Source organism: Streptomyces sp. NPDC056987 (genome assembly GCF_042673865.1).
Lineage (GTDB): Bacteria > Actinomycetota > Actinomycetes > Streptomycetales > Streptomycetaceae > Streptomyces.
In genome coordinates this window covers 24,478-48,125 of sequence record NZ_JBHURV010000048.1, presented here as the reverse complement: position 1 = coordinate 48,125, position 23,648 = coordinate 24,478, and the positions used below count along the sequence as shown (strand labels likewise).

General features: G+C 70.5%; 16 protein-coding genes and 1 pseudogene. 10 read left to right on the top strand and 7 right to left on the bottom strand.

Annotated features, from left to right (window positions below):
- Nucleotides 1-39 precede the first annotated feature (39 nt).
- Nucleotides 40-1,059 carry an NADPH:quinone reductase gene (locus tag ACFTZC_RS36535; RefSeq protein ID WP_382897548.1) on the top strand — a complete coding sequence of 340 codons (1,020 nt, stop codon included), beginning with the start codon at nucleotides 40-42 and terminating at the stop codon, nucleotides 1,057-1,059.
- A 330-nt stretch (nucleotides 1,060-1,389) separates the two neighbouring features.
- Entirely contained in the window at nucleotides 1,390-2,304 is a 915-nt protein-coding gene (locus ACFTZC_RS36530) for an oxidoreductase (RefSeq protein WP_382897545.1), read from the top strand.
- A 10-nt stretch (nucleotides 2,305-2,314) separates the two neighbouring features.
- On the opposite strand, the gene ACFTZC_RS36525 is transcribed toward ACFTZC_RS36530, so the two are convergent.
- The gene (locus ACFTZC_RS36525; protein ID WP_382897543.1) at nucleotides 2,315-2,908 is read right to left on the bottom strand and encodes a MarR family winged helix-turn-helix transcriptional regulator; all 594 of its coding nucleotides are present in this window, start codon (nucleotides 2,906-2,908) and stop codon (nucleotides 2,315-2,317) included.
- A gap of 51 nt (nucleotides 2,909-2,959) precedes the next feature.
- On the opposite strand from ACFTZC_RS36525, the gene ACFTZC_RS36520 reads away from it, so the two are divergent.
- Nucleotides 2,960-3,787 carry an HNH endonuclease family protein gene (locus ACFTZC_RS36520; protein WP_382897540.1) on the top strand — a complete coding sequence of 276 codons (828 nt, stop codon included), beginning with the start codon at nucleotides 2,960-2,962 and terminating at the stop codon, nucleotides 3,785-3,787.
- A gap of 73 nt (nucleotides 3,788-3,860) precedes the next feature.
- Here ACFTZC_RS36520 and ACFTZC_RS36515 read toward each other — a convergent pair whose 3' ends face one another.
- Nucleotides 3,861-4,778, bottom strand: a complete 918-nt coding sequence (locus ACFTZC_RS36515) for a class I SAM-dependent methyltransferase (RefSeq protein ID WP_382897538.1) — start codon at nucleotides 4,776-4,778, stop codon at nucleotides 3,861-3,863.
- Nucleotides 4,779-5,000: 222 nt separating this feature from the next.
- Between ACFTZC_RS36515 and ACFTZC_RS36510 the strand changes: the two genes are divergently transcribed.
- On the top strand, nucleotides 5,001-5,471 hold the full coding sequence (locus ACFTZC_RS36510) for a GtrA family protein (RefSeq protein ID WP_382897536.1): 471 nt from the start codon (nucleotides 5,001-5,003) through the stop codon (nucleotides 5,469-5,471).
- On the opposite strand, the gene ACFTZC_RS36505 is transcribed toward ACFTZC_RS36510, so the two are convergent.
- Nucleotides 5,434-7,449, bottom strand: coding sequence for a tachylectin-related carbohydrate-binding protein (locus ACFTZC_RS36505; protein ID WP_382897533.1), 2,016 nt, complete (start codon nucleotides 7,447-7,449; stop codon nucleotides 5,434-5,436). The two genes, ACFTZC_RS36510 and ACFTZC_RS36505, sit on opposite strands and share 38 nt — an antisense overlap.
- Nucleotides 7,450-7,686: 237 nt before the next feature.
- Here ACFTZC_RS36505 and ACFTZC_RS36500 point away from each other — a divergent pair, with 237 nt between their 5' ends.
- Nucleotides 7,687-17,400 (top strand): LamG-like jellyroll fold domain-containing protein, encoded by a 9,714-nt coding sequence (locus tag ACFTZC_RS36500; RefSeq protein ID WP_382897530.1) that lies wholly within the window; start codon nucleotides 7,687-7,689, stop codon nucleotides 17,398-17,400.
- A 63-nt stretch (nucleotides 17,401-17,463) separates the two neighbouring features.
- Nucleotides 17,464-17,880, top strand: a complete 417-nt coding sequence (locus tag ACFTZC_RS36495) for a hypothetical protein (protein ID WP_382897527.1) — start codon at nucleotides 17,464-17,466, stop codon at nucleotides 17,878-17,880.
- A gap of 27 nt (nucleotides 17,881-17,907) precedes the next feature.
- On the opposite strand, the gene ACFTZC_RS36490 is transcribed toward ACFTZC_RS36495, so the two are convergent.
- Both ACFTZC_RS36490 and ACFTZC_RS36485 read right to left on the bottom strand, forming a co-directional pair.
- A complete protein-coding gene (locus ACFTZC_RS36490) occupies nucleotides 17,908-19,119 on the bottom strand; it encodes an FAD-dependent monooxygenase (RefSeq protein ID WP_382897524.1) in 1,212 nt (403 codons plus the stop codon).
- 199 nt (nucleotides 19,120-19,318) lie between these two features.
- The gene (locus tag ACFTZC_RS36485) at nucleotides 19,319-19,495 is read right to left on the bottom strand and encodes a hypothetical protein (RefSeq protein WP_382897521.1); all 177 of its coding nucleotides are present in this window, start codon (nucleotides 19,493-19,495) and stop codon (nucleotides 19,319-19,321) included.
- A 126-nt stretch (nucleotides 19,496-19,621) separates the two neighbouring features.
- Between ACFTZC_RS36485 and ACFTZC_RS36480 the strand changes: the two genes are divergently transcribed.
- A complete protein-coding gene (locus ACFTZC_RS36480) occupies nucleotides 19,622-20,290 on the top strand; it encodes a TetR/AcrR family transcriptional regulator (RefSeq protein ID WP_382897519.1) in 669 nt (222 codons plus the stop codon).
- Between the two features lie 90 nt (nucleotides 20,291-20,380).
- Here ACFTZC_RS36480 and ACFTZC_RS36475 read toward each other — a convergent pair whose 3' ends face one another.
- Both ACFTZC_RS36475 and ACFTZC_RS36470 read right to left on the bottom strand, forming a co-directional pair.
- Nucleotides 20,381-20,593, bottom strand: a complete 213-nt coding sequence (locus ACFTZC_RS36475; RefSeq protein ID WP_382897516.1) for a DUF397 domain-containing protein — start codon at nucleotides 20,591-20,593, stop codon at nucleotides 20,381-20,383.
- Nucleotides 20,590-21,456: a helix-turn-helix domain-containing protein gene (locus ACFTZC_RS36470; protein WP_382897591.1), complete on the bottom strand. Its 867-nt coding sequence runs from the start codon at nucleotides 21,454-21,456 to the stop codon at nucleotides 20,590-20,592. Before ACFTZC_RS36470 ends, ACFTZC_RS36475 begins: the two co-directional genes overlap by 4 nt.
- Nucleotides 21,457-21,629: 173 nt before the next feature.
- On the opposite strand from ACFTZC_RS36470, the gene ACFTZC_RS36465 reads away from it, so the two are divergent.
- The 3 genes and pseudogenes from ACFTZC_RS36465 (at nucleotide 21,630) to ACFTZC_RS36455 (ending at nucleotide 23,471) form a co-directional block, all read left to right on the top strand.
- The gene (locus ACFTZC_RS36465) at nucleotides 21,630-22,088 is read left to right on the top strand and encodes an ATP-binding protein (protein WP_382897513.1); all 459 of its coding nucleotides are present in this window, start codon (nucleotides 21,630-21,632) and stop codon (nucleotides 22,086-22,088) included.
- A 760-nt stretch (nucleotides 22,089-22,848) separates the two neighbouring features.
- Nucleotides 22,849-23,106, top strand: a pseudogene (locus ACFTZC_RS36460) (type II toxin-antitoxin system RelE/ParE family toxin); the annotation flags it as partial.
- A complete protein-coding gene (locus ACFTZC_RS36455) occupies nucleotides 23,103-23,471 on the top strand; it encodes a helix-turn-helix domain-containing protein (RefSeq protein WP_382897512.1) in 369 nt (122 codons plus the stop codon). The pseudogene ACFTZC_RS36460 and the gene ACFTZC_RS36455, both read left to right, overlap by 4 nt.
- The last annotated feature ends 177 nt before the right edge of the window (nucleotides 23,472-23,648 follow it).

The following is a 23,648-nucleotide window of genomic DNA, read 5'->3' as shown; positions in this document are numbered from 1 at the left end:
GCCGGTGAACCCCGCTCTACCAGGCTCCAAGGACGGATCATGAAGGCCATCATCTACCGCGACAACGGTGCCCCCGACGTTCTCCAGCTCGTCGACCGTGACCTGCCGGCGCCCGGCGCCGGCGAGGTTCGCGTCCGGGTCGCCGTGTCCGGGGTCAACCCGACCGACTGGCAGGCGCGCTCCGGCGTCGGCCATCCCAAACACTTCTCCGAGATCACCCCGCACCTCGACGGCGCCGGCACGATCGACGCTGTCGGTGAGGGCGTCGATCAGAGCCGGGTCGGTCAGCGGGTCTGGCTGTTCATGGCGGCCGCCGGACGGCCCACCGGCACCGCCGCCGAGTTCACCGTCGTGCCCGCCGGCCAGGCCGTGCCGCTGCCCGACGAGGCCGGCTTTGACGTCGGCGCCGCACTCGGAGTCCCCGCATTGACCGCGCACCGTGCGCTCACCGTCGCCGAGGACGGGCCGAGTCGGCTGCGGGCCGGGGCACTTGACGGGAAGGTGGTGCTCGCCGCGGGCGGGGCCGGAGCGGTCGGGCACGCGGTGATCCAGCTCGCCCGGTGGGCCGGCGCTACCGTAATCAGCACGATCAGCGGCCCGGAGAAAGCCAAACTGGCCACCGCCGCTGGAGCCCACCACGTGATCAACTACCGCGAGGGCGACCCGGTCTCCGAGATCCGCAATGTCGCCCCCGACGGCGTCGACATCGTCACAGAGGTGGCGCTGGGCACGAACCTCGCACTGGACCTGGCCGTGCTGCGAACCCGTGGCACGATCTCGACCTACGCCAACGACGGGGGTAAGCCGGTCGAACTGAACGTGCCGCAGAACATGGTGCTGAACACACGCCTCCAGTTCCTGGTGCTCTACACGGCCGGTCCTCAGGCACGCGCCGCGGCCGCCCAAGACGTCGCCGCCGCGGTGCGCGACGGCGCGCTGCCGGTCGGCGAGGAGCACGGCCTGCCGCTGATCCGCTTTCCCCTCGACCGAACCGCCGACGCGCACCGAGCGGTCGAGAGCCGCGCGGTCGGCAAAGTCCTGGTGGACGTGAGGTCCTGACGTCCAGCCGTCCACCGCGTGCCCACCGCATGCCCACTCGGCCGCCCCGGAGAACCCGGCATGGGGCGGCCGGGTGGGCGGCGTCCCCCGACCTCTGTCCGGGCCGCGGTCATTCCGCGCTTCAAGGGCTTTCATCAACGACCCGCGGAGCAACTTCGGCATCGTTTGCCGACAAGCGTGCTGATTTGCCAACTGTGCTGCGTCGTCACGTGGTCCCTCACCTGCGCCGGGCCACCGGTCGCCGGGACTTGTCCACAGGCTGCCGGGGGCCTGTCCCGGACTTGTCCACAGGCCCGGCGGCCCGTCCGCAACCGGTGACAGACTCCGTCCATGACGACTTCGGAGAACATCACCGCGTCCGACGCGGGCACCTGGCAGCTCGGCGACCTGACCGTCAACCGGATGGGGTTCGGCGCGATGCGCCTGACGCAGCACGGAGCGGCGTTCGGGGCGGACACCACCCCGAGCGACCGCGGCCGGGCGATCGGGGTGCTGCGCCGCGCGGTGGAGCTGGGGGTGAACCACATCGACACGGCGGCGTTCTACTTCTCGCCGCTGCGCTCGGCCAATGAGCTGATCAACCGGGCGCTCGCGCCGTACCCGGAGGATCTGGTCATCACCACCAAGGTGGGGCCCGGCCGGGACCACACGGGGGAGTGGGCGTGGGCCGACACACCGAGAGAGCTGCGCGGCCAGGTCGAGGAGAACATACGGCAGCTCGGCCGGGACCACCTCGACGTGGTGAATCTGCGCACCCGGGGCAACCACTCGATCGCGGAACTCTTCGGCGCGCTGGCCGAGTTGCGGGACGCCGGGCTCATCCGCCACCTCGGGGTCTCCAACGTGACACCGGAGCAGCTCGCCGAGGCGCGGGCGATCGCGCCGGTGGTCTGCGTGCAGAACGCGTACGGCATCGGCGCGGCGGACGGCGACGCCCTCCTGCGCCTCTGCGGTGAGCAGGGCATCGCGTTCGTGCCGTTCTTCGCGATCGCGGGCCAGGGGCGCGAGGCGGGCACGGGCGCGGCGGAGAGCGCCGAACTCCTCGCCGTCGCACGGGCGCACAACGCCTCGATCGAGCAGATCCGCCTCGCGTGGACGCTGACCCGCGGCTCCCACGTCCTGGCCATTCCGGGCACCGGCAACCCGGACCATCTGACGGCGAACGTGGCGGCGGGCGCGCTGCGCCTCACGGACGAGGAGCTGACGCTGCTGGAGGGGTTTCACCTGGGCAAGGAGGGCGACTGACGACACCGGGTCAGGCGGGCGGCGCCGCGTCGTCGAGGGTCGAGAGATGGGCCGTCACATCGTCGGCGAGGCGTGACAGCAGCCGGCCCAGGTCCTTGCGGTCCTGGTCGGGCCAGTGGGCGACGGCTCCGGTGAACCAGCCGAGGAGGGTGCGCGCGTAACCCTCCGCGGCCGCCGCGCCCTTGGCCGTCGGTTCGATCAGGCTGACGCGCCGGTCGTTCGGGTCGCCGATCCGGCGCACCAGTCCCCGGCGCTCCAACTGCTGTACCTGCCGCGTCACATGGGGCTGGACGATCTGCATCGTCTCGGCGATCCGGCTGATCCGCAGCGGCTCGCCCGCGAGGTGCAGGGACATGAGGACGGAGAAGGCGGGCCGGTCCAGGGTGATCCCGGCGGTCTCGATCGCGTGCTCGACCAGCCGGCCTCGACGCGCGCGACGAGGCGCTGCGCACTCGCACCACCCTCCCGTCGGACAGCCAGGGCCGCGCGGCCCACAGCGCGCTGGTCCTGCCCGACTACGGGTCCGTGCCCGGATCCGCGCGCCTCCCGCAGTAGCCCCCGGGGAGCCCCCGGGAGCCCTCCGGATATCCTGACGCTCCGTCATATGCGCACGTGGGGAGCGGTTCTGGCGGCGCGGAGACGTTAAGGTTCCCGGGTGAGCAGAGTTGACGAACACATAGCGAAAACCGTTCTCCGCGGCGGCGCCCTCGCCCTCTCCGTCCTGGCACTGGCGGGCTGCGCCGAGGAGCCCGAGTCCGGCGCCAAGCCGTCGGCGTCCGCGTCCGCGTCGGCGACATCGGGCACGGGCGGTACGGCCGGCAGCGGCGGCGGCAGCGCCGACGCCGGGGAGTTCGGGGTCAGCCCGCTGGGCAACGACGACGGTACGAAGCCGGGGCTGGCACCGCTCACCTCCGGCGCCGACAAGGAGGCCGGCCTGAAGGTCATCGAGGAGGTGACCACGAAGAGCCGCGGCTCCAGCTCCGGCTACGACCGGAAGAAGTTCGGCTACGCCTGGATGGACACGGCGGACGGCGTGCCGCTGGCCGGCAACGGCTGCGACACCCGGAACGACCTGCTGGCCAGGGACGGGAAGGACCTCAAGTACCGCTCGGGGTCCGACTGCATCGTCATCTCGATGAACCTGAACGACCCGTACACGGGCAAGGAGATCGAGTGGCGCAAGGAGGCGGCGGCCAAGGTCCAGATAGACCATGTGATACCGCTCTCGTACGGCTGGCAGATGGGCGCGTCCACGTGGGACGAGGCCAAGCGGAAGCAGCTCGCCAACGATCCGCTCAACCTCGTCCCGGTGGACGGCCCCACCAACGGCTCCAAGAGTGACTCGGGGCCGGAGTCCTGGCTCCCGCCGAGCGAGGAGATCCGCTGCTCCTACGCCGTACGGTTCGCCCAGGTCGCGCTCAAGTACGAGCTGCCGGTGACCACGGCGGACAAGACCACCATGCGGGAGCAGTGCGAGGCCTGATGTCCGCGCGCGGCGGCCGGCTCCGAGAGGGGATGGGCCGAGACCGACGGGTGCCGGAGGTGCGGGACCGCGGTCAGGCGCGGGCCCGCAGGAAGGCCGACGTGGAGACCTGTCCCAGCATCTCCAGCCGCGAGTCGCCGCCCGCCAGGTGCTTCTCCGTGGCCTCCTGGACGCCCTGCCAGCGAGCGTCGCCGAAGTCGTCCAGGACGACGATCCCGCCCGGCGCCACGATGTCCTCGACCCACTCCAGGTCGGCGAGGACGCCCTCCGCGGAGTGGTCGCCGTCCACGATGATCACGCCGTACTTGCGGTCGGAGACCGCCTCCCGGACCTCCGGGTCGCCCGAGAAGCCCTGGTGCACCCGGGCCTCGGCGCCCGGCTTGCCGCCCAGCGCGAGGTTGGCGCGTACGACGTCCATCCGCACCGGCGTGCCCGTCGGGTCGGCGCCCTCCTTCGTGCCCGGCTGGAGCTGGCTGCCCACGAGCGGGTCCACGATGGTCAGCCGGGCCTCGGTGCCGGCGCGGTGCAGCATCCGGACCAGCGAGGCCGAGAACAGGCCGTACAGCGTGCCGATCTCCAGGACGTCCTCGTTCGGCGGGTCGAGCAGCGGCACCGTGGCGAGCTTGCCGCACACGTTCGACGTGGATCCGGCGAGCCGGCCCAGGGCCAGCGACTCCAGGGCGATCAGCTGACGGAAGGCGACCGTGACGTTGCGGCGCGCGCTCCCGGCGTCTTCCCCGGTCACCTGCGCGATCTGGCGTACGAGGCCGTCGATCTGGCCGCGGGTGGGCAACCGGGGTCCGCTGCGTCCCGTCTTGTCGAACAGCAGGCTGATCGCGTACTGCTCTCCGCGCAGTTCCGCGATCTGACGCTTGAGCGTGTCGATATCGGAACGCAGCGGCCCCTGGGACCGCCGGTTGCGCTGGTCGATGAGGGTGGCGGCCGGACGGAGGATCCGCTTCGCCAGCCGGTTGCTGAGGAGAGAAGACATGCGCCGGAAACTACGCCTCGTCAGCATGTGGCGGACCACACTTCGGTGCTCACTGGGTGAAGGGTTGATGTCGGGGAGGCAACGCGGACATGGTGGATCGTCGGTGATGCGTTCGTCACGGGGCGGGGACCCCCGCTGTGACACACTCCTGAGGGTGGTCACCGCGCTGTCCGGGGGTACGGAGGGTGACGCCCCGAGCGGTCGTGAGGAGTGCGTACGCGGATGACGGTCCGGATCCAACTGGTGCGGTTCGCGCTCGTGGGGGCGGCGAACACGGGCACGTACTACGCCTTCTACCTGCTCCTGCTGACCCGGCTGCCGTATGTCGCCGCGCATCTCGCCGCGTCCGGGCTGAGCATGATCGGCTCGTTCTTCCTCAACAGCTGGTTCACCTACCGGACCCGCCCCACCTGGCGGAAGTTCCTGCTCTTCCCGCTCACCAACGCGGCGAACCTCGTCATCACGACGGCCGGTGTCTATCTCCTCGTCGACGTACTGCACCTGGGCAGCCGGTACGCCCCGCTGATCGCGGCGGGCGGGGCGGTCCCGATCACCTTCCTGGTCTCGCGGGCGATCATGCTTCCCCGCGACCCGGCCCGCGACCCGGCCCGCGACCCGGCGCCCGCCGGGTCACCGGGTCACGGGTCCGCGGCCGCTACGGCGCCGGCGGAGCCGGCAGGGAACGGGCGGTGAAGGCGGGCGCGCCCGAAGCGCCGTCCGCCGCCCCGGCGCCCGACGCGCCCGAAGCGCCGCCCGGCGCGGCCTTCGCGCCGCGCGAGAAGCGCAGGTCCAGGGAGTAGACCCGGGTCTGGTTGTCCGCGTTACGGAACAGGTAGGCCCAGGTCGGCCCCGACGCGTCGGTGTACGCGAACGCGGTCGGTTCGGTGGCCGCCTGTTCGGTGCTCGGCTGCTGCCAGGGCCGCCAGACGCCCGTGCCCTGCGTGGTCTCGCCGGTCTCGTGGATGGTGCCGTCCGTACCGAGCACCAGGACCTCGGTCACCCCGCTGGTCGGGCTGATCACCGCGGTGGGCGAGCCCTGCGCGGTGACCCCGTCGATCGGGGACCACGCCCCGTACGCGCCGCCCTCGGCGGACTGCTCGGCCGTGACGACCGTACCGTTGCCGTCGGTGGCGAAGACCCGCAGCCGGTAGCCGGGGTAGACGACGACCGCCGGGGTGCCGGTGACGCCCTGCGCGCCGAGCGCGCTCCACGCGGAGAGCGTGCCCGCCTCCTTGAACAGCGCGGTGCTCAGCACGCCGGACGCGTTCCGTCCGAAGAGCTGGATCCCGTCCCGTACGGTGACCGCCGTGAACGGGCCGGTGAAGTCCGAGCCGGCCAGCGGCATCCACCCCATGAAGTCGACATTGGCGCGCTGCTGGATCCGGTACCAGGGCTTGCCGTCCGCGTCCGCAGCGAACTGGACGAGCAGCCCGGACGGGGTCGTCCCGGTGACGGCGTGCTGGGCCATCGCCCCGCCGAGGTTGATCCAGTTGCCCCAGTCCGCGGACGACGCGGACGTCTGGTTGAGCTGCCAGACGCTGCCCGAGGTGTTGTGCGCGCTCAGCACGACGCGCCCGTCGGCGTGCGAGGCGAGGGACGGCTGCCCGGTGAAGGCCTCGTTGCCGGAGACCGTCGACCACTTGACGCTGTTGAAGTCGGACGGGTCGGACTGCCTGCCGTGCACCAGCCGGCCGATGTTGTCGGTGTACGCGTACTCCAGCGCGCCCGAGGAGGAGCGCATCGCGGAGCCGCGGCTGTAGGGCTCCAGAGCCTGGGCCGGCGACGGCGGCGTGTGGTTGGAGTCGAGCCGGCAGGAGTCGGGGGTCGTGGACACCGAGGTGTACGCCGCCCAGCCGCTGCTCTCCACCAGCTTGTTGTAGACGGGGAAGTCCTTCGTCGTCTCGTCGTAGCGGTAGTAGCGGACCTCGCCGTTGCCCTTGACCCGGAACAGCGTGTCCCCGCCGTACGAGCTCATGAACTTGGTGTCGCTCCAGTTGGCGGCGGACACCAGGACATGGCGCTCCAGCCAGCGCTGGCTGGTGTAGTCGTAGCGGGACCGGTAGAGCTTGCCGTCGGCGGCGGCGCGGCCGAACACCACACCCCGGTCACCGGCGTAGATCGCGTCGTAACGGTCCCAGCCCATGTCGACGATCTTGCCGCCCTCGGCCACGAAGTCGTCGGCGGCGGCGTCGTAGCGCCACCAGCGCAGCCCGCCGCTGTCGGGGGAGAACGTCCAGAGGTTCCCGCCGCGGTCCATGGTGATGTCGTCGGTCCTGGTCCCGGAACGGAACTCGCTGAAACCGGTGCTGATCTTCTTGTGGTGCACGTCCCAGGTGGCCGTCGCGCTGATGCGGTGGCTGTAGTAGATGCCGTCCGCCTTGATCCCGTAGAACGCGCCCGCGGGACCGGCCAGCATCCTGCCGTAGCCGGACCATCCGGTGTCGATGGTGGTGGCCGTCGGCAGGGCGTTGCCGACGCCCGGTGACGGCATGTCCTGGCGGAGCAGTTTGCCGGCCGTGTCGACCGCGTAGGTCGGTCCGCTGGTGTTGCAGCTGAACGCCACGGCCGCTTGAGCGGTGCCGGGAAAGGCCCCCAGCAGGGGGAACGCGGTGACGGCGGCCAGGGCGAGGGTCGTCCAACGCCCGGATCTTCGGGGCGAATTGAGAGTCATGTGCTGGACGCTAAGCGTCACCGGGTGAACGGTGCGGTAGCGCCCACGTGAACAACAGCCCCTCGTAAAAGGCCAGTTGATGAACCCTTCGTGCCGCTCTCGACATGTCCATCACAGGTTCCTCATGCTCTGGTTGATCTTTTGCTCAGGTTGCTCTGGTTGCTCAGGTTGCTCTTTTCGTCTCGGCTCAGTGGGGGGCCCGTGCCGGCGTACCGAAGACACGTGCGGAAATTCTTGATGGCCAGGCTGCTCCGCGGCGGCTGGGCCAAGCTGATCGCGCTGTCCGCGATCTGCTTCGTCGCCGTCGGTACGCTGACCGTGGCCGGCGTGGGCTTTCCGCTCCTCCCCGAGCCGCTGCCCGCCGCGAAGGGGCCGGGGCAGCGCTGGGGCAGCGCCGAGGGCCGGGACCACCTCGTCGTGGACGGCGCCAACCGCACCACCGGGCAGTCGCTGCGCGCCAAGTACCCCCTGGACTCCCGGCCCATGAGCCGGCCCGCCCCGGGGCGCAACACCGCCTCCGTCGCGAAGGCGCCCGCGCCCGAGGTCACCGGGTTCGACCGGCGGACCAGCGAGGAGATCGTCTCCGGGCGCGACGCCCGCACCCGTACGTACGCCAACGCGGACGGCACCGAGACCACCGAACTCTCCACGAGCCCCGTCAACTACCAGGACACCCGCGGTGACTGGCGGCCCATCGACGCGACGCTGACCGAGGCGGCCGGCGGCTGGACCAACACCGCGGACTCCGTACGGGTAGGCCTCGCCGACCGGGCCGACGCCCGGCGCCTCGCGGCCCTCACCCTCCCCTCCGGCGAGTCCTTCGCGTACGGCCTGGAGGGCGCGGCCCCGGCCGAGGGCAGCGCCCGCCCCGCCGCCTCCGGTACCGCCGACGGCCGCGTCGGCTACGACGACGTCCTCCCGGACACCGACCTCTGGCTGGACTCCCAGGCGGGCGGCGTCAAGGAGACCCTCGTCCTGCGCTCCCCGGACGCGCCCGCCGACTTCGTCTTCCCCCTGGAGCTGACCGGCCTCACCGCGCGCACCGGCGACGACGGCTCCGTCGTCCTCGCCGACCCGCACGGACGTACGAAGGCGGTCATCCCCGCCGGATACATGGAGGACGGAGCCGGGGTCGTCTCGCACGCCGTCCGCTACGAACTCGTCGAGCGGGCCGGCGGCGCCACCGCGCTGCGCGTCTCCGTCGACCGGGCGTGGCTGGCCGACCCGGCGCGCGTCTTCCCCGTCCTGGTCGACCCGTCCGTCGAGACGAACACCGCCACCACCTCCATGTACGTCACGCCCGGCGGCTCCGTCGTCGGCTCGAACGAACTGCGCGTCGGCAAGGGCCGGGATGGCGCCACCGCCTCCTACCTCGGCTTCCCCGGAATCACCACCGGCCTGAAGAACCACAAGATCTTCGGCGCCCAGCTCCAGGTCGTGAACTACGACGCGGCCTCCTGCAAGGCGCGCCCCGTCACCGTCCACCCCGTCACCCAGGCGTGGACGGCGAGCACCGGCACCGGCACCGCCTACCCCGGCCCCTCGGTGGGCGCCTCCCTGGCGTCGAAGTCCTTCGCGTACGGGTACATCCCGGTCGGCTCGTCGTCCTCGGCCTGCCCCGCCGCCGGTGAGCTGTTCGACCTCGGCAAGGGCGGCCGGGACCTGGTGCAGGGGTGGGCGGACGGCAGCCGGCCCAACCACGGTCTTTCCCTGCGCGCCTCGGCCACCGACGAGCTCGGCTTCAAGAAGTTCACCGGGCACGCCACCGCCAACCCGCCGAAGCTGTTCGTCACGCACTCCCCGTACAACGCGACCTACACCTTCCCCAAGCCGGTGCCCGACCCGCCGGTGCTCCAGAACCAGGCGGGCAAGGTCAAGGTCACCGTCACCAACAAGGGCGCCGAGACCTGGACCGCGAGCGGCTACTACCTCGCCTACCGGGCCTTCGACTCCAAGGGCAAGCTCGTCACCCAGCAGCGCGCCGCCAACGTCACCGGCCAGGTCGCCAACGGCGGCCGGATCACCTTCGACGCGACGATCAAGGCGCTGCCGCCCGGCACCTACATGCTCGACTTCACGATGGTCCGCACCGGCGGCAAGGTCTTCACCGACGAGCAGGTGGCGCCCGGCCGTCTCGTCCTCCAGGTCTTCGACATCGCGCCCGTGGTGAAGGAGCAGTTCCCGCCCAACGGCTACCAGGCACAGACCCTCACCCCGCAGCTCTGGGCGAGCGGGGTCGACGTGGACGCGCCGCCCGGCTCCTCGCTCCAGTACAAGTTCGAGATCTGCACCGCCGACAAGGACGGCAAGCCGACCGCCTGCACCACCTCCGCGTACCAGACGGGCTCCGCCTACACCGTGCCCGCCGGGCGGCTGACCTGGGGCACCACCTACCTGTGGCGCGGCTTCGTCAAGGACGCGTCGAACGAGGTGCCCACCGCGCAGGTCGCGCTGGTCGCCGCCGTGCCGCAGCCCGAGATCACCTCGCGGCTCGCCGAGGCGCAGGGCAAGGAGTTCGACCCGAACGCGGGCAACTTCACCACCGCCGCCGTCGACGCCTCCGTCGCCGGGACGGGCCCGGACCTGACGCTCGTACGGACGTACAACAGCCTGGACCCGCGGCGCGACGCCGCCTTCGGCGCGGGCTGGTCGACGCGGTACGACATGCGGCTCACCCCCGACGGCGACGGCACGGGCAACGTCGTCATCCGCTACCCGGACGGCCAGGACGTCCGCTTCGGCAGGAACGCCGACGGTACGTTCGCGCCGCCGCCCGGCCGGTTCGCCAAGCTGACCACGGACGCCACCGCCGGAACGTTCCGGCTCCAGGACAAGTCCGGCACGGTGTACGACTTCAGCTCCGCCGGGCTCCTGGTCAAGATCACCGACCCGTTCTCCACCGCCGTCACCTACACCTACTCGGGCGGGAAGCTGTCGACGGCCGTCAACGCCCGCACCGGCCGCTCCCTCACCTTCACCTGGACCGGCGCCCACGTCACCAAGGTCGCCACCAACGCCGTCGACGGAGCGGCCCTGAGTTGGACGTACACCTACACCGGGGACCGGCTGGACACCGCCTGCGACCCGGCGGGCGGCTGCACCCGGTACGGCTACGGCACCGGCAGCCACTACCGCACCACCGTCCTCGACGCCCGCCCCGAGTCGTACTGGCGGCTCGGCGAGGCGGAGGGCACCGCCGCGAACAGCGCCGTCGAGGTCAACCTCGGCAAGGACCGCGGCACCTACACCGATGTCACGCCCGGCGCGGCGGGCGGCATCGCCGGCGACCCGGGCACGGCCGCGGGCTTCAACGGCACCACCTCCCGCGTCGACCTGCCCTCGGGCACCCTCAAGAAGAGCCGGGACGCGGCGGTCGAGGTCTGGTTCAAGACCATCGCGTCGGGTGTCGGCGGGCCCCTCGTCGGCTACCAGAACAAGGCGTGGGGCACCGCGCCGACCAGCGGCGCGCCCCTGCTCTACGTCGGTACGGACGGCAAGCTGCGCGGCCAGTTCTGGACCGGCACCGCCGCGCCCATCACCGACATCACCAAGAACGTCAACGACGGGAACTGGCACCACGCGGTGCTCTCCGTCTCCGGCTCCACCCAGAGCCTCTACCTGGACGGCAAGCTCTCCGGCACCCTCACCGGACAGCTGAGCCAGAACGACCTGACGTACAACCAGATCGGCGCGGCCCGCCCCGCCTCCCCGGCCTCCTGGCCGGGCTGGGGCGCCACCGCCGCCAAGTCCTTCGCCGGGAGCATCGACGAGGTCGCCGTCTACCACCACCCGCTGGGCGCGGCGGCCGTCTCCGGCCACTACCGCGAGGGCGGACGGGCGGCGGAACCGCTGACCTCGACGACCCTGCCGTCCGGCCGGACCGCCGCCGAGATCCAGTACGACGCCTCCCGCGACCGGGTCGAGGAGTACACCGACCGCAACGGCGGCACCTGGAAGATCGGCACCCCCGCCGTCTTCGGCAACGACCGGGAGCTGCGGCGCACCGTCGAGGTCCACGACCCGCTGGACGCCCCGTACTTCTACGAGTACGACGGCCTGACCTCGCGGATGCTGCGCTACGGCGAGCCGATGGCCCTCGGCGTCCGCGAGTCCGGCACACCGTCCGGGTCCGATCCGCCGGAGCCGCCGGGGCAGATCTGCACCGAGCCCGACCCGGGCGACCCGGCGTTCTGCACCAACCCGCCCGGTGACGGCGGCAGCGAACCCGACTTCATCCGGCACCCCGCCGACGGTGTGGCCATCCGGACCTTCGGCTACGACGACAAGGGCTTCCAGACCCGGATCACCAACGAGAACGGTGACAGCGTCGCCCTGGGCTACGACGACCGCGGCAACGTGGTCAGCCGTAAGACCTGCCGGGCCAAGGACGACTGCCAGACGTCCTACACCACCTACCCGGTGGCGTCCGGCGACTTCGACCTGCGGGCCGACCAGCCGTCCGAGACCCGCGACGGCCGCTCCAGCGGCCCGACGGACAACACGTACCGCACCCAGTACCAGTACAACGACAAGGGCGCGCTGCTCAGCCAGACCGCGCCCGACGGCGGCTCCGTCCGCCACACGTACACCACCGGCGCCGAACCGGCCGTCGACGGCGGCAACACGGCGACCGGGCTGCCGCTGACCACCACCGACCCGCTCGGCAAGATCACCCGCTACCGCTACTTCAAGAGCGGCGACCTGGCCCAACTGACCGAGCCCTCCGGCCAGATCACCAAGTACACGTACGACACGCTGGGCCGCAAGCTCACCGAGACGACCGTCTCGGACGCCCAGCCGGCCGGGGTCACCACGGTCTTCACCTACGACAAGCTCTCCCGGGTCACCACCGTCACCGACCCCGCCGCGACCAACGCCGTCACCCTCGGGAGGCACCAGCAGCGGACCACCTCCGCCTACGACGCCGACGGCAACGTGGTGCGCACCGAGGTCGGCGACCTGCTCGGCGGCGACACCACCCGCGTGATGACCTTCGCCCTCGACGACCGGGGCAGGCCCGAGACGGTCACCGACGCCGAGGGCAGCGAGACCTCGTACACCTACGACGTCCTCGGCAACCGGACCTCCATGGTCGACGCCAACGGCAACCACTTCGACTACCTGTTCACCGCGCGCAACATGGCGGCGGAGACCCGGCTGCGCGACTGGGAGGACGACGGCGGGGACGACGACGCCACCGTCCTGGAGTCGTTCGCGTACGACATGGCCGGACGCGTCGCCAGGAACACCGACTCGATGGGCCGCACCGTCGCCTACGACTACTACGGCGACGACCTGATCAAGTCCGTCACCCTCAAGGACTTCCACAACCCCGACGGCACCAAGCGCGATGTCGTCGTCGAGGCCAACACCTACGACGGCGCGGGCAACGTCCTCACCGAGACGGCGGGCAACGGCAAGCTCGTCACGCAGTACACCTACGACGCGGTCGGCCGGACGAAGTCCACGGTCACCGACCCGAGCGGGGTGGGCCGCCGCACCACCCTCACCTACGACCTCGCGGGCAACGTGAAGACCTCCGCCTCCTCGGGGCTCGGGTCCAACGTGCCGTGGCCGGTGAGCGTCAACCCGGAGACCGTCAGCTATCTGTACGACGACGCGGGCAACGCCGTCCAGGAGACCGTCGAGAACGGCGCCGCCTCGCGCACCACGAAGTACAGCTACGACCAGCGCGGGCTGACCACCTCACAGACCGACCCGGGCGGCCGCACGACGGAGTTCCTCTACGACGAGCTGGGCCGTCCGCTCGCCACCAAGGCGCCCGAGGTCACCACGGAGTCCAACGGCTCGGCCCCGGCCAAGACCCGGCCCACGAGCTGGACCGGGTACGACACCTTCGGCGCGGCGACCGAGTCCGTGGACGCGCTCGGCAACACCAACCGCTCCACGTACGACCGGCTCGGCCGGCTGCTCACCACCACCGCGCCCGCCTACACGGCGCCGGGCAGCAGCACGCCGGTCACCCCGACCGTCACCAACACCTATGACGCGCTCGGCAATGTGACCGAGTCGACCGACCCGCTCGGCCGGATCACCCGCTACACCTACGACCGGCAGAACCGGCTCATGACCAGGGACGAGCCGACCGGCTCCGGCCCAGGCGACGACCGGGCCCGCTGGTCGTACACGTACACCCGCACCGGCGAGGTCCTCTCGGTCACCGACCCGAACGGGGCGCGCGCCGAGACGACGTACGACGACATGGACCGGCCGGTCACCACGACCCAGCTCGAACGCGCCCCGGAGCCCGGCTCCTTCACCACCCGCAACGAGTACGACGACGCGGGCAACGTGGTGCGGCAGACCGCGCCGGGCGGCGGCGTCAGCCAGTTCGGCTACGACGGGATCGGCCAGCTCACCCGGATCACGGACCCGGCGGGGGTGGTCACCCAGTTCGGGTACGACATCGCCGGGCGCGAGGTGCGCCGCAGCGACGGCGAGGGCCGGACCTCCTCGAAGCTGTACGACGGGCTCGGCCAACTGGTCAGGGACGCCGACCTGAACGCGTCCCACAGCGAGCTGCGCAAGGTCGGTTACGGCTACGACCAGGCGGGCAACCTGATCAGCGCGACCGACGCGCAGGGCCGGAGCACGACGTACGCCTATGACGCGCTGGACCGGCTGACCAGCCAGACCGAGCCGGTCTCGGACACCAAATCGATCACCACGTCCTTCGGCTACGACGCGCTGGGCAACCGCACCCGCTACACCGACGGGCGCGGCAACAGCACCGTGTACACGGTGAACACGCTCGGGCTGCCCGAATCCGTCGTCGAGCCGTCGACCGCCCGCGACCCGTCGCCCGCCGACCGCACCTGGACGACGGCGTACGACGCGACCGGCCAGGCCGTACGGGTCACCGCGCCCGGCGGCGTCACCCGCGAGCGGGAGTACGACAAGGCGGGGAACCTGCTCCGCGAGAGCGGCGCGGGCGCGGAGGCGGCCACGGCGGAGAAGCGCTACGGCTACGACCCGGCGGGCCGGCTCACCACGGCGTCGTCCCCGAAGGGCGACAACACGTACGCGTACAACGACCGGGGCCTCCTGCTGAAGGCTGAGGGCCCCTCGGGCGACGCCTCGTACACGTACAACAGCGACGGCCTGCTGACCGCCCGCACCGACGCGGCGGGAACCGCGTCCTTCACCTACGCGCGCCAGCAACTGGCCTCGGCCAAGGACCCGCTGACCGGGGTGGAGCAGAGCTACGGCTACGACGGCTCGGGCGCGGTGGACCGCGTCGACTACGGCGCGGGCCAGTCACGCGCGTACACCTACGACGATCTGGGCCGGCTCGACACCGACACGGTGAAGAGCAGCGGCGGCGCGACCGTCGCGTCCGCCGACTACGACTACGACAACGACGACCGCCTCACCGGCAAGACCACCACCGGCACGGCCGACGCGGGAAAGAACACCTACGGCTACGACCAGGCGGGCCGCCTCACATCCTGGACGGCGGACGGCACGACGACCGAGTACGGCTGGGACGACAGCGGCAACCGAGTCAAGAACGGCACCAAGAGCGCCACGTTCGACGAACGCAACCGCCTCCAGACCGACGGCGACTACACCTACGACTACACGGCGCGCGGCACTCTCGCCTCCCGCACCAGCTCCGGCCTGACGGAAGAATTCACCTTCGACGCCTTCGACCGCATGACCAAGGGCGGCGAGTCCGGGACGGCGTACACCTACGACGCGCTCGACCGGGTGTCCGCCCGCGACGGCACCGACTTCACCTACGCGGGCTTCGCCCCCGACCCGGTGAAGGACAACTCGGCGACCTACGGCCGGGGCGCGGCGGACGAACTGCTCTCGGTCGCCGAGGGCGGCCCGGCGCAGCTCTCCGTCACCGACCAGCACGGCGACGTGGTCGGCGGCATGTCCCCGACGAACGGCGCGTCGGGCTCCCTGGCCTCCTCGACGGCGTACGACCCGTTCGGGCGGACCCTCGCCACCTCGGCGGCGGAACCGCCGGGCAGCGCGGGCTTCCAGGGCGACTGGACCGACCCGGAGACCGACCAGGTCAACATGGGCGCGCGCTGGTACGACCCGGGTACGGGCACCTTCGACTCGCGGGACGCCTACACGTACGCGGCGGGCGCGTCGATCCTCGCCAACCGGTACGGGTACGGGGCGGGCGCGCCGCTGGACTTCACGGACCCGGACGGCAACTGGCCGAGCTGCGGCTGGTGCAAGAAGGCCTACAACAAGGTCAAGAACAGCAAGGTCGTCCGTACGGTGACCAAGGCGGCCAAGACGGTGTGGAAGGCTGCGGTGTACACCGTGCGCCATCCGCTCTCCGCGCTGAAGATCGCCACGAAGGCGCTGGGCCGCGCCGCGAGCTGGGTCTACCAGAAGTCCGGGCTCAAGACGGTCGTCAACGCGGTGGCGAGCGCGACCCGATGGGTCGGCAACAAGATCAGCGCGGCGGCGAAGAGCAGCGGCGAATGGCTCAGGGAGAAAGCCGCCGAGGCCCAGCGCCAGTATCGCGCGGCCCGCGCGGCGATCACCCGCAAGGCCAAGTCGGCGGCGGCGTACGTGGCCCGGCACAACCCGATCCCGGACATCGTCGCGGCGGCGAAACCCCTGATGGCGGTGGCCGCGGCGATCGTCACGGCCAATCCCAACCTCCCGGCGATCATCGTCTCGGCGACCCGTGACGTCATCGCGGACGTCGCCAAGGTGACGAACGCGATCCGGGACGCGGCGGTCGAGCAGATCGGCAACGTCGTCGAGTCCGTCTCGGCGGCCGTCGACTACGCGATCGACATCGCCCCCGCGGTCTGGGACGGCGTGAAGACGGTCGGCAATGTCGTCGGCGAGGTCACCGGCTTCAACGACATCAAGAACTGCGTCACCAAGGGCGACATGGAGGCCTGCGCCTGGGCCGTCGCCACGGTGGGCGGCCTGGCCCTGGGCGGCGTGGGCGCGGGCGCCGTCCGGGCGGCGAAGGCCGGCCGGATGGGCATGAAGGCGATGAAGTACGCGGACGACATCGCCAAGGTCGGCCAGAAACTCGACAAGGCCTCGGACACCCTCGACAAGGCCGAGACGGCCGTCTCCTGCGCGACGACGGCAGCGGCCCTGGCCGGCAACAGCTTCCTGCCGGGCACGGACGTGGTGATGGCCGACGGGACCAGGAAACCGATCGAGCAGGTCGACGTCGGCGACGAGGTCAGAGCCACCGACCCGACGACGGGCCGGACGTCTCCGCAGAAGGTCACCGCGACGATCGAGGGCAAGGGCCTGAAGAAGCTGGTCGAGATCACGGTCGACACGGACGGCGCCCAGGGCGACGCCACCGACACGATCACGGCCACGGAGGGCCACTCCTTCTGGGTGCCCGACCTGAAGAAGTGGCAGAAGGCCGGCGAACTGAAACCGGGCCAGTGGCTCAGCACCGGCGCCGGCAGCTGGGTCCAGGTCGACGCGGTCCAGGGATGGACGCAGCAGGCCGGGGTCTACAACCTGACGGTCGACTCGGCGCATACGTACTATGTGGCGGCCGGGGCCACGCCGGTCCTCGTCCACAACTGTGCCGCGGGCGGCCGCCCCAGCGGAGGCCGGCTGGCTCAGCAATCCGGTGACTCCTACGAGGACTTCCTCGTGGACCGCCTCGGTGGGGGAGGCGGGTTCTTCGAGAGAAAGGCCTCCGGCGGAAACACCCGCCAGTATGACGGCGCGTTCATTCACGGTGCCACAGGGCGTGGAACGTGGTACGAGGCGAAGTCCGGAAGGTTCTGGGAAGACACGCTGGCCGACCCCAAGCGCCTGGCGAAGTTCAAGGGCGTGGAGGGGGAGAAGCTTGCGATAGCGCAGGCCAAGGGGATTGACTACCAGATAATTTCCGAGAATCCGATCCCGGCGGAATTTACGTCCTGGTTCACCAAGAAGGGAATTCCGTGGGAGGTGGTCCCACGATCATGATGCTCACGTGAGACCGCCTCGGACCGCCTCGCTCGCCGGAAGATGTTACTGGAAGGGATCCCGATGGGCTTGTGCCTGTTTCCCGGCGATGGGGAAACCGATGGGCCGGACGCATGCTTTTCGTACCGGGAGTTCGCCTCGTTCCGCAGACGGCTTGCTTCGGGGGAAGGGTTTTCCCTGGACGGCATGCAGGGGTTTGGTGGCGACGCGTCGTGGAGTGAGGTCACTACGGTTCTTGAACCGCTCCTCAACCACCCGGACGATCACGGGAGGAATTTTTCGTCCCAGGAGTGCAGGCTCATCCTGCCGCGCCTCGAAGACGTGCTGTCGGACTGGGTGCGGGCTGCGGATTCGAACTCCGAGCCCCGCGAGATCGGTGAGAACCAGAACCAGAACCAGAACCAGATCAGAGAGCTGCGCGATCTCGTAGTCGTGCTCCGCGTCTGCGTACAAAAAAATGTGGAGATGTGTTTCATGTGAGGTTCTGGGCAGCAATGTGAGGGTTGCTCAGGGTGCGGCGATGTCCTGGGACTTGCTCGCGAACTTGCCGGCGACCAGCGAGAGCATGACCCGCTTGCCGACCGCGTTGCTGGTCAGTTTCTGGATGAGGCCGCGCGCGAGCACGTCCCGGCGGGACTGCGGGACGAACATCGGCAGGCCCTCGGTGCGGCCGAGTTCCTGCTGGGTGGTGATGAAGGGCCGCAGCCGCTGCTCCCATTCGCGCAGGGCCCGGCCCGGGTTGCCGGGGTTGCGCCGCAGGCTGGTGCCGAGCAGGTCGGCGCCGGCCATGCCGGTGGAGGCGCCCATGCCCGAGTACAGGGTGAGGCACCAGGCGGCGTCGCCGAGGAGGACGACGCGGTCGGTGTGCCAGGTGGGCATCACCACCTGGTGGGTGGAGTCGAAGAGGGAGTCGTCGGCCTGCTCGAACTGCGTCAGGAGGTTCTCCAGTACGGCGCCGGTGGGTTCGGGGCCGAAGGCACGGCGCAGGGAATCGACCGGCGGGCGGCGGAACTGGGCGTCCTCGTCGTCGGTGCGGTAGCTGAAGAGCACCCCGGGCTGGTGGTCGGCGAAGGGGAAGACCCACACGGAGCGGCCCGGCTCCGCCAGGATCACGCCGTCGTTGGGCCGGAATCCGGGTACGGCCTCCTTGAGGATCGCGGCGCCGATGATGTGGTGGAAGGGCCGCAGGTACCGCGCGTCCGGGCCGAAGACCAGGCGGCGCACGGTGGAGCGCAGGCCGTCGGCCCCGACCACGAGGTCGAAGCGTTCCGTGCTCTCGGCCGTGTCCGCGCCGGTGGTGGTACGCAGGGCGACGTCCACGCCGTCGGGGTGCTCGTCGACGGCGACGGGAGTGGTGCCGTAGCGGATCTCGGTCCGGGGTGAGACCTCGTCGTACAGGGCGGCCTCGATGTCCCCGCGGAGCATGAGGCGCGGGCCTCCGGGCAGATCGCCGTACCCCATGCCGGGCCGGCGGCGGCCGGTGCGGTCGATGTCGTAGGTCACGCTGGTGAGGTCGCTCCGGTCGCCGATGGCGTCCAGCACGCCCATGCGCTGCGCGGTGGCCCGGCCGGTCTCGAACAGGCCGATGAAGTAGCCGGCGGCACGGCGGCCGGCGGCACGTTCGACCAGCACAGGCTCCCAGCCGACCTCGTGCAGGCGCATGGCGGTGGCCAGTCCACCGATGCCCATGCCGACGATCAGGGCGCGGGGCTTGGTCATGACGATCACTCCTCGTGGGGGGGGTAGCGGTTCTCTGAGTGGGCGGTGGCCGGTCACATGTGGACGACGGGGGCGGCGTCGGAATTGTCGACGGGGGCTCCACGGCGGAAGAGCACTCCGCAGAGGACCATTCCGGCGGCGAAGAAGCCGGCGGACCACCAGTAGGCGGTGGAGCAGCTCTCCAGCGCGGACCGGGCGATCAGGTGGGGGGTGGGCTGTCGGCCAGGGCGGAGGCCGCGGCGAATCCGGCGAGGCCGACGACGACCACCATCAGCTGGGCTGTCGCGATGACCGCGAGGATCAGCCAGCGCCGGCCGTGCCGCCGGCCCGGTGCCTGGTCGGCCTGCACGGTCTGCGGTGGGTCGGCTTCGTTCATGACGGCAGTCACAGCGATCTCCACGCACGGCGAGGGGGAAGCGGAGAACGTATCTCCATTTACTCCGTCCACCGTAACATGTAAGTGGAGATGATATCTCCGGATGGCTGCTTATAGTGGAGTCCCATGAGTCGCAGAACCGTCCCCGTCCCGTCCCCCGGCGACACCCCGCCCCGCCCCCTCCGCGCCGATGCCGAGCGCAACCGCCGGCGCATCATCGCCGCCGCTCAGCAGGTGTTCGCGCGGCGAGGACTCGACGTCACCCTCGACGACATCGCCCACCACGCGGGCGTCGGCGTCGGCACGATCTACCGGCGCTTCGCCAACCGCGAGGAGCTGATCGAGGCGATCTTCGACACGGAGATCCAGCGCATCATCGGCATCGCCGAAGAGGCCCTCACCCACGAGGACCCCTGGGACGGGCTCGTCCACTTCTTCACCCTGTCCAGCCAGGACTTCGCCGACGACCGTGGGCTGAGGGAAGTCCTCATGGTCGGCACGCACGGCAAGGACCGGGTCGCCGCGGCCCGCGAACGGCTCTCTCCCGCGATCAGCGCCGTCATGGAGCGCGCCCAGCGGGACGGCTCACTGCGGGACGACATCGAGGTGACCGACTTCCCGCTCATCCAGATCATGCTCGGAGCCGCGACACAGCTCACCCAAGCCGTCTCGCCCGACCTCTGGCAGCGCTACCTCACCCTGATCCTCGACAGCCTCCGCACCAGCCGGGAGGCCCCCACCCCGCTACCGCACCGCGCCCTCAGCCAGGAGGAATTCGACCAAGCGGCGCCGTAGGAGTGCTCACTGCGCACAGGGCGGATTGGCGGAGCGCGGGTTTCGGGCCGGGCGGGCCACGGTGAACAACACGCCACCGGCCCGCCCCTGTTACCCCTTGGTACTGACTTGCACTGTCACGAAGGCGGCCCACGCCTCGGGGGTGAAGCCGAGGTGGGCGCGGTCGGTGTCCTTGGAGTCCCGGACGAGGACGGCGGCGGGCATTGAGGCGACCTCGACGCAGTCGTTGTCGTTGCTGCCGCTGTAGCTGCTCTTGAACCACTGCGGCTCGGACGCGTTCCCGGTCGACGGCTCGCGGGTCATGTCTCCCCCAGCACTTTCTCGATGAAGGCCAGTGACTCCCGTGGGCTGAGAGCCTGAGATCGGATGATCCCATATCGCAGCTCCAGGGTCTGGACCTCTTTCGGGGCGGAGAACAGACGGGTTGTCAGCTGCCCTGACATGTATCCGACTGTCGCGCCGTCCCTGAGCTTCAGCACTTGGAGCTCGCCACCCATACCGGCGTGGTCCTCGCGGTCCGTCGGCATCACCTGGATCTCGACATGGCGCAACCTGGCGATCTCCAGCAGATGTTCGAGCTGACGCCGCAACACCATTTTGCCCCCGATCGGGCGCGTCAGCGTCACCTCTTCCTGGACGAAGGAGAGTGCCGTGATCGGTTCGCGGGCGAAGATCTCCTGTCGGGCGATGCGGGCCGCCACGTACCGTTCGAGGTCGCGGGGAGAGAGGGTAGGTCGCCGGACGTCGTACAGCGCCCGTGCGTACTCCTTCGTCTGCAACAGGCCGTGCAGGTTGTGGTTGCCGTAGGCCCCCAGTTCGACGGACCGCCTTTCCAAGTTGGCCAAGTCCCGGATCTTCTTCGGGGATCGAGCCTCTTTCACGTCCTCTTTCATCGCGGCGATCTTGCCCCCGGCTCCCAGGACCTCGTCCGCCCGGTCCAGGAACTCCGGCCTGGGGATGCGTTTTCCGGCCTCCACCTTGTACACCTGGTTCTCGCCATAGCCGATCGCTTCGCCGAACTCGGCCTGGCTCAGCCCCGCGCCCGTCCGCCAGAGCTTGATCTGCCGGCCCACGGCCGCGATCACCGACCCCGAGTCGTCGTCCTCAAGTCCGGGCTCCCAGTCGGGCTCGTCCGCTCCGTCCGCCGCAGGGTCCGTACCGCCCATGTCCACGCTCACCGCGCACCTCCGAGATTGTCTGTCGGCCACAACATCGGCGTCAGCGCACTGAAGGACACCAGGGACAGGCCCGGACAGGGCCGGACCACACAAGGGACAGTCACCGTCCGTAAGTACGCTGTCACTGGTCAGCGTAAGCGCATCCGGCCACGCTGTGTGACGTGAACCTCAAAAACGCCACGTCGCCACCCGCGCCGCAACCCGACCTCCCCGCTCGTGAGTTCCGGGTCCTGTTCTCCTCCACCCGTAGGGGCGCGCGGCTCGCTCGGTTGCTCGCCGTCGAGCAGCTCCGCATGTGGGACGTGCCCTTCGAGCGCGCGGCGCAGATCGTCGCCGAGCTGGCTTCGAACGCCGCGTTGCACGGGCGGGTCGCCGGGCGGGACTTCCGGGTCGCGCTGATCCTGCGGGCGGCCGGCACGCTCCGTATCGAGGTGACCGATGCGCGGGGCGAGGAGTTACCCGCCGCCGTGCGGGGCGCGGACGCCGAGGACGAGTCGGGGCGTGGCCTCATTCTGGTGGACTCGCTCGCCGATGCGTGGGGCGTGGTGCAGGGGCCGCCGCCCTGCAAGACGGTGTGGGCCGAACTCGCCCTGGTCGACGGCTCCGGGGAAGCCGGGTGATGGAAGCGGTGAGCTTTCGCGCCCTGTGGGGTGCGGTGGGGGTCCCGCTGAGCCTGGTCGGCCTGGCGGTGGGGGGTGCTGTACGCCGAGATCCCGCGCCGGCGTGGCCCGGGTGACCGGAGGCCGGAAACCCTGGCTCCGGTGGTCCGTGCGACGGGGGTGCGGGAGGTAAAGGACCAAAGAACCCAGGGAAATAACCAACCAAACCCCACCCCGCCCGGCTCAGGTCACCCACAAGGGTGATCTCGCCCTGCGTGGCTGGCTTTGGCGGGTACGGGGAGGCAGGCTCGGCCCTGACACCCCGTCAGACATGCGACGGCCCCCGGTCGGGACTGGCATCCCCGGCCGAGGGCCTGACCAACAAGGAAGTAACCGCTTCCCCATGGTTGAAGAGAAGTTTAGTGCGCCCGCGCGCTCCCGTTGCGCGGCTCGTGGATCGTCATCCGGAGTGATGAAGGTGCACGAATCCCATAGCGCCCGCTTCGCGGTTGTGGGCAACCACTCCGCCCAGCACCGGTCGTTGTCGCTCGCGCGCTGCGGCTGCCCCCGTACCTGCGCCACCCGGCCGGACTGCTGGCGTACCGGCTCACCGAACTGCTGCCGCCGCCACTCCCGGCCACGCCCATGGCCGCCGCCGTACCACGCCCGCACCCCCTCCAGAGCTGCGACACCTGCGGCCGCCCCTACCGCGCACCCGAACCGGGCGACTGCCCCGGCTGCCTCGCGGCAGACCCGGTGAGCAGGGCGGCGGCTTAGGGCGACCACCTTGGCGGAGCCATATGCCCGTCACCTCGGTGGCAAGGTGCGGGAGCTGCGGTTCACCATGGACGGCAACGCTGTCCGGATGACGTACTGGCTCGCTCCTGACCGGCGCATCGTGCTGTTGACAGTGTTCCGCAAGACCAGGCAGCGGGAGACCGCCGAGGTCGAGCGGGCCCAGCAGATGCAGAAGATGTGCGAGTCGGATCACGGCCCTGCCACCCACAGCTATGACCGGACGAAGGAGGAGAACCTGTGAACCACTCCCAGTGGAAGACGCGCCGCACCAGGAAGCTCCTGGGGGAATCGGTCGACGAGTCGCGCGCCTACGTCGAAGCCGGGTACGCGTTTGAGCTGGGCCAGGCTGTTTACGACCGGCGCACCGCACTGGGGCTTTCGCAGGCCGAGCTGGCGCGGAGGGCCGAGATGACCCAGCCGCAGATTTCCAACATCGAGGGCGGTGACTCCGTGCCGACCCTGACTCTGCTGACTCGCCTCGCCAAGGCCCTGGACGCGTCGATGACCATCGATCTTGACGGGGACGCCTCCGCTTTCGTCTTCACCCCGCACGATCACCCGCGATCGGAGGAAGCGCCGGCGGACGGACGACATTCGGCGGCCTGAGGCACGGTCGGGCCGGACAAGCCGAGACAGAACGGGAACCGGCGGCCCCGCGTCGGTACGTGCCCCGATCCGCTCGTGAATCGTTGGTCGAAGCAGTGGCCTGCGCCACGTCCACTGCCTACCATCGATCACTGCAAGGTCTTGTGCATCGCCGCACAATCTCCCCGGGAGGTCCCC